This is a genomic window from Pseudoalteromonas aurantia 208 (genome assembly GCF_014858725.1).
GTDB lineage: Bacteria > Pseudomonadota > Gammaproteobacteria > Enterobacterales > Alteromonadaceae > Pseudoalteromonas > Pseudoalteromonas aurantia.
In genome coordinates, this window is record NZ_AQGV01000012.1 from 1,199,046 (window position 1) to 1,204,916 (window position 5,871).

Annotated in this window: 8 protein-coding genes; 4 read left to right on the forward strand and 4 right to left on the reverse strand. The window is 39.2% G+C overall.

Annotated elements, in window-relative coordinates:
• Positions 1-119 precede the first annotated feature (119 nt).
• Complete coding sequence (locus tag PAUR_RS09085; RefSeq protein WP_192507447.1) at positions 120-1,001, reverse strand: bile acid:sodium symporter family protein; 882 nt, start codon at positions 999-1,001, stop codon at positions 120-122.
• 169 nt (positions 1,002-1,170) lie between these two features.
• Here PAUR_RS09085 and PAUR_RS09090 point away from each other — a divergent pair, with 169 nt between their 5' ends.
• Positions 1,171-1,548 (forward strand): nuclear transport factor 2 family protein, encoded by a 378-nt coding sequence (locus PAUR_RS09090; protein WP_192507448.1) that lies wholly within the window; start codon positions 1,171-1,173, stop codon positions 1,546-1,548.
• Between the two features lie 230 nt (positions 1,549-1,778).
• Here the strand turns inward: PAUR_RS09090 and PAUR_RS09095 are convergent, their stop codons facing one another.
• The 3 genes from PAUR_RS09095 to PAUR_RS09105 are packed head-to-tail and all read right to left on the reverse strand — an operon-like array spanning position 1,779 to position 3,646.
• Positions 1,779-2,441, reverse strand: a complete 663-nt coding sequence (locus PAUR_RS09095; RefSeq protein ID WP_192507449.1) for a TVP38/TMEM64 family protein — start codon at positions 2,439-2,441, stop codon at positions 1,779-1,781.
• Between the two features lie 21 nt (positions 2,442-2,462).
• Positions 2,463-2,909: a DUF2141 domain-containing protein gene (locus tag PAUR_RS09100; RefSeq protein WP_192507450.1), complete on the reverse strand. Its 447-nt coding sequence runs from the start codon at positions 2,907-2,909 to the stop codon at positions 2,463-2,465.
• A 2-nt stretch (positions 2,910-2,911) separates the two neighbouring features.
• The gene (locus PAUR_RS09105; RefSeq protein ID WP_192507451.1) at positions 2,912-3,646 is read right to left on the reverse strand and encodes an SDR family NAD(P)-dependent oxidoreductase; all 735 of its coding nucleotides are present in this window, start codon (positions 3,644-3,646) and stop codon (positions 2,912-2,914) included.
• A 154-nt stretch (positions 3,647-3,800) separates the two neighbouring features.
• On the opposite strand from PAUR_RS09105, the gene PAUR_RS09110 reads away from it, so the two are divergent.
• From PAUR_RS09110 to PAUR_RS09120, 3 genes are all read left to right on the forward strand, one after another.
• Positions 3,801-4,325, forward strand: coding sequence for a Crp/Fnr family transcriptional regulator (locus tag PAUR_RS09110; protein ID WP_192507452.1), 525 nt, complete (start codon positions 3,801-3,803; stop codon positions 4,323-4,325).
• A gap of 361 nt (positions 4,326-4,686) precedes the next feature.
• The gene (locus PAUR_RS09115; protein WP_192507453.1) at positions 4,687-5,088 is read left to right on the forward strand and encodes a thiol-disulfide oxidoreductase DCC family protein; all 402 of its coding nucleotides are present in this window, start codon (positions 4,687-4,689) and stop codon (positions 5,086-5,088) included.
• A gap of 44 nt (positions 5,089-5,132) precedes the next feature.
• Complete coding sequence (locus PAUR_RS09120; RefSeq protein WP_192507454.1) at positions 5,133-5,738, forward strand: histidine phosphatase family protein; 606 nt, start codon at positions 5,133-5,135, stop codon at positions 5,736-5,738.
• The last annotated feature ends 133 nt before the right edge of the window (positions 5,739-5,871 follow it).

Below are 5,871 nucleotides of genomic sequence, written 5' to 3' on the forward strand. Positions count from 1 at the left end.
CAGCTTCTTATTTATTTAAATCAGCATAAGAGGCCACACAAAGCTTACCTTCAAATAAATACTAAACGTATTAATATGATTAGTCTTTAATAATTGTTATTAATTTAATTGTTATTAATTTAATTATTATTAATGATAGCCTGTGACGGTTGTATCCTGAGCACAGTAAAGGTAAATAAACTGGCAGTAAAAAACATGATTAGACTATAAATGCTGGGCGCAATAGACATAACAGGGTTGTTAAGCATGCCAGTTGTGATCAACAGTGCGAGGGTGCCATTTTGAAGCCCCACCTCCAATGTAATGGTTCGCGATTGCGCTGCGTTATGTAAAAAATAGTGGGCGACTAAAAAGCCAATTAGCATTGTACTGATGTTTAGCGCTATCGCTGCAGGGCCAGCCAAAAGAATATATTCAACAATTTTATTGTCTAACGTAACACAAATACTGATGATGACTAATGCAAGAATCGTCATTGAAAGCCAGCTGACGTATGCCTGAGCGCTCGTGGCGGTAGTTGGCCATTTTTTACGTAGTGTCATACCGAATACAACAGGAATAACGGTGATTATCATCAATTTGAGCCAAGTTTCAAAGAGAGGAAGTGAGAATGATGAATTGGTGCCTACGTAGGTATTGATGGCCCATATACTGAGTAGCGGTATGGTAAAAGGGGTAATAAAACCAATTACGGCTGTTAATGATACTGATAGCCCTACGTCGGCTTTAGCTAAATAACTAAACAAATTTGAGGTGGTGCCGCCAGGACAAAGTGAAAGAATAAATAAACCAGCAGCTAACTCACCTTTCATACCCGTTATCAATATAATGCATAGCGCAGTGCAAGGCAGTACTAAAAGTTGGCAAAAAGCGCCAAGGAGAAAGCTTTTTGGTTGTTTAAACACCCGTTTAAAGTCGTCGGCCGTTAAACTGAGGCCAACGCCTATCATGATAATAATAAGCGCAATTGGTAATGCGATAGAAATTAGGGTATTAAGCATAAAGGCTCCGAGCTAAGTGGTATCGAAGTGATGGTAATGTAAAAGTATGGCGATTTTAAATTATAGCCAAGAGCGTTACGATAGCGAATTAATTAAATGGTTGCTTAGCCTTATAAAACTAGGTAGTTTCGCTCTATTTAATTTATAAAATATAGGCCGTTAGGTAAGTATGGAACACACATTAATTCAGGCAGTGATAGATGCAGAGCAACAGTTAAGATCTGCAATGGTCTGTTCTAATATTGAGACATTGCATGATTTACTCGCTGATGAACTCATTTTTATTAATCATCTCGGACATCGTGTTTCAAAACAAGAAGATATCGCGTTACATCAATCGGGTTTATTATCGATTACTTCAATTGCCTTGAGTGGCATGCAAGTGCATGCTTATGGAGATTGTGGCTTGGTCCATGTGAATGCTGACATAACTGCAAATTACCAAGGCGCTGAGTCGAATGGGTGTTTTGCATTTTCAAGGGTATGGCTAAAAAAGGGGCAAAAAGTGCAAGTTATATCTGCCCAATCAACACCTGTTGTAGCATAAAATTATCAAAGTTCGTAATTTCGAATTGATATTGTCAAAATCTAAAGTCTTTACTTTATACAAAGTATCTTGAGATCATTATTAATCGCCAGTCTTAAGTTGGTGTTTTAGTGGGTATGAAGATGTTAGCTGAGTCTATTCGAGGGGGACGACCTTTCGTGGTGAAGTAATGATTGTAGTCGATGCGCTGGCTGTATCACGAGCGCATCGTTATATGTACCATTTAAACTTTAGCCTATTGATAACTTGCTTTTGTTCGTAAATCTGAAAACAAGCCATCCACACCAAAGAAACAGAGTTAAACCGATGACTGTAAAGATTGCAGGCATGGGATTATCCCAGTCACTAATAGAACCGGCATACGACGCTATAATTGTGTAAGGCACAACGTTGACTAACCATAATAGCAAAAACTTGAAAAATGGCATTTTAGTCATGCCTGACATACACGCAGATACCTCTGGTAATATAGGCGCTGCGCGCGACAGAAGTAACATAACCGGGCCATGACTATTAAACAGTGCTATGACTTCGTCACGTTTATTAGGGTCTTTGACTAAAAAATGAAAAAGCACATGGCCATAATATCGGCTCACCCCATAACCACACGTGCCAGCTAAAAATAATCCAACCGTGCTCGCAATGGCTCCATAAATGGGCCCTAATAGATAACCACCTAGTATGACGACCGTTAACGTTGGCACGGCAATAAACAAATCAGCAAACAGCAGTCCTATGACAATCAGCATGACATAGGCAGAGTTGGCTGACTTTGCAGCATCTAGCCATAATTGAGTTTTTTCAACCGTGATGATCCCCGTGAATTTCAGCAGAATAAATGTGCTGGCAAAAAACAGCGCCAGAATTAATATGACTTTTAATAAAGATTTCATCGCGTATTCTCATGATATGAATTAAGGATAGATAATGGGGATCACTATTTCATCAACAGACTGAGCAAGTGTGAGGTGCGCTTTTTTGAATGATGGCGGACCTTGCCAACTCAATGTTGCGCCATTGCTGAATCCAAGACCTTCGGCCGGAATAATGCCTGTCCAATTTTTCGTTGTCTTACCGTCACCATTTTCGTCATGTAGAATTTTAATTGCGAATTTTTCAATGTTTATGGTGAAATCAAACACAGTTTCTTTAGCGTTTATCTCCTGTTTTTTCAAGATAAGTGCTTGGTCATGCTGTTTAGGAAAGCCTTCCATGGCAAATAGCATTGCAATGATATTTCCAGGTTTTTCGGTATTGATATTGGTGACTCGAACAGACATTGTCTTTGCAGCAGAAGTGTTTGTTACACACATTAAAAATACTCCAATAATTAACATTTTTTGGCTTGATTTGATGTTCATATTTATCCTCCTTTAAGAATTTTTTTAGCAATGAATGGTGCAAGTAACAGTAATAATCTTAATAACTTAACCTTACCAAGGTCATTAACTACGATTTCTTTTTCAATGCCAGCTAAAATGTCTGTGGCGGCTTTGATTGACGTTATCTTTGCTTTACCTCGACCTTCTGTCATTGGGGTATCTACCAAGGGCAAAAATGCTTGTATCACCTTTACGTTGGTTTCTTCCAATTGATAGTTCAGGCTTTGAGAGAACATATCCATAGCGGCTTTGGTCGCGCAATAGACGGCTGAGTTAGTCTTTGGCATAAGTCCTAATCCCGAATTGATATTTGCGATGAACGCTGTTTGTCCGTTGTTTAATAAACTAGGCAACAATAAGTAACTTAAGGCACAAATAGCCGTAAAATTAAGGCTAATTTCAGGGACGATGGCATCGTAATTAAAATCATCGGCTAAATAAGTCGGCGTGTTTTGAGTGGCGGCGTTGTTAATTAAGACATCGATGTGTCCATGTGTCTTGGTTATCGTATCGGCCACCTTTTCATAGGTTGCCGGTTTTGAAAGATCGCAGGGGTAAAGTTCGATAGTTGGAAATTCGGCAAGTAGTTTATCCAGCCGTTCGCTTTGCCGTGCAATAACCAAGACAGTATTTTCAACGTGCAGGAGCTTAACCATTTGATAGCCGATACCTGATGTTCCCCCTGTTATCACGATGGTTTTGTTCGTTAACTTCATTGTTCCTCTCGGGCTCTGTGGATACGCGTGACAGATAAATTAATTCATACCAACGGTTTGCGCATTAACCTAGGTTAAAACGAGATGTATCATTAGCGGTTACCTTAATGAGCATGTAGACTGACTTCGCAGCAGCTAATAAGGATAAATAGAGATGAACTTTGATGAGTTTATAAAAAGGACTGGTATACCTGTTTCCTTTGAAAAAGGAGCGCATGTCTTTCACCAAGGGGACTCAAATGATTCTCTGTACTTTGTCATCAGTGGGTTGGCAAAAGCGTATTACCTATCTATTGATGGCAAAGAGAGTATCAAGTCTTTCATAAAACCAGGAAATATGATCAGTAGCTTAAGCTCCGCTCACGCGAGGTTACCTTGTACTTTTAATTTACTCGTACTTGAAAACACTCAATTACTAGAAATACCTTTTAAGTGCTTAACAAAAGCGGCAAAAGAACATCACGCCATCGCCAATCAATTAATTGACCGATTGCTGATGCTTTCAATGAAGAAAGAACAACGCGAATATGAATTGTTGACGCTCAGTGTAGAAAGTCGTTATCTCAATTTCATGGAAAGAGAGCCTATACTCGCCGAGCAACTCACACAAAATGATATTGCTAAATATCTTGGAGTCACTCCGGTCGCGTTAAGCCGCATCAAAAACAGGCTTAAATAGTCGTTGGCTGATTTTCGATTATAGAAGATTAAAGCGAACGCTCAAAGTGTTGCCGTTACACAAAAACACTCTATATAGCGGTTGATAACGCTGGCTTACTGATTAAATTTCAACGCAAGAGTGACTTACCTCATGACAATGAATAAGCCGAAATTTCATTAATAACTTATTAGGTTAGAGGGCTATTACTCTTCACCCGTTTTAGTGGGTAAAGGGTATGACAGAGAAGCTGCGCTGATATAGACTGGTGCTTATATACATATTGCAGTTAGCTTTTCATGGGAATATAAATTATGTTCAATAACGCTTAGGCGCTATTTAACCTAAATAGTTTCAATGAGTATTTAAATCATGGAAAATTATGAATACACCCCATATCATTATTTTTGATGGCGTTTGCAATTTTTGTAACCGTTCAATCAATTTTATTATAAAACGAGATCATGCAAATAAATTTGTTTTTGCACCGATGCAAAGTCCAGCAGCGCAAAAATTAATTACTGAATATAACGCTGAAAATGTCGGGGTAGATACGTTCTTATTTATTAAAAACGGTCAGTGTTATTACCGCACAAATGCCGCAATTGAGATAGCTCAAGATTTATGCGGTGGTTGGCCTTTAGTTCGTGTGTTTAAAGTACTTCCTAGACCAATTCGCGACTATTTTTATCGTTTTTTTGCAAGAAATAGGTACTATCTTTTTGGTAAAACTCAAGCGTGTATGCTGCCTACTCAAGCATTAAAAAACAAATTTCTATGGTAAAAATCTAATAGTAAGATGCTGGCGTTCAATATATCGGAGTTCAAGTGAAAAAGATCTGTCTCATTACACACGCTGAAGCAACACACTCCGTCGAGGGTAAAGTAGGGGGGTGGTTTGATTCAAAATTAACGAACAAGGGCAAGGTTAAAGCGGCGTCTTTAGTGAAAAATATTGCGAGGTTGGGTTTTGAACTCGATACTATGACTGTGCACTGTTCAGATTTAACGCGTGCTGTGCAAACGGCTGAAATAGTCTTAGCTGACTCGAATTTGCCACTGAATTTAGACTCACGATTGAGAGAGATGTCTTTTGGAACCCATGAAGGAATGTGCCAAAAAGAGCATGACAAAATTATCATACCAACAAGCGCGATAGGCGACCGTTTAGGGCATCGGATCTGTGATGGTGCAGAGTCTCGGCGTGATGTTGCCATACGAGTGGCTGATTTTGTCGACGAAATTATGCATCTGGACGGTGATGCATTAGTCATCACACATGGTTTTGCTGCAAGCTTTGTCATAGCGGCATTTCAAAAGCTGGATATTGAAAGTATGGGACACCTTGCTTTTAAGCTAACGCCCGGCAGTATATCCGTTTTAGTTGCCGATGACTTATTTGAAAATCGCACTGTGAGCCTATTAAATGGGTAGCCAAGTTCCACCATAGCGTATTGTATTATATTGCATTGCGCCAAGGTTGCTGAGCTTACGCTGATTTAGCCCGTTCAATGAAGTAATAAATGTATTCAATAAACGGGCGGTTATTAATGGCTATGATGACTGT

What these genes read in the sequence shown, in the direction of transcription:
- PAUR_RS09085 (WP_192507447.1), bottom strand. Translation starts at nt 1,001, where the DNA reads ATGCTTAATACCCTAATTTCTATCGCATTACCAATTGCGCTTATTATT.
- PAUR_RS09090 (WP_192507448.1), top strand. Translation starts at nt 1,171, where the DNA reads ATGGAACACACATTAATTCAGGCAGTGATAGATGCAGAGCAACAGTTA.
- PAUR_RS09095 (WP_192507449.1), bottom strand. Translation starts at nt 2,441, where the DNA reads ATGAAATCTTTATTAAAAGTCATATTAATTCTGGCGCTGTTTTTTGCC.
- PAUR_RS09100 (WP_192507450.1), bottom strand. Translation starts at nt 2,909, where the DNA reads ATGAACATCAAATCAAGCCAAAAAATGTTAATTATTGGAGTATTTTTA.
- PAUR_RS09105 (WP_192507451.1), bottom strand. Translation starts at nt 3,646, where the DNA reads ATGAAGTTAACGAACAAAACCATCGTGATAACAGGGGGAACATCAGGT.
- PAUR_RS09110 (WP_192507452.1), top strand. Translation starts at nt 3,801, where the DNA reads ATGAACTTTGATGAGTTTATAAAAAGGACTGGTATACCTGTTTCCTTT.
- PAUR_RS09115 (WP_192507453.1), top strand. Translation starts at nt 4,687, where the DNA reads ATGAATACACCCCATATCATTATTTTTGATGGCGTTTGCAATTTTTGT.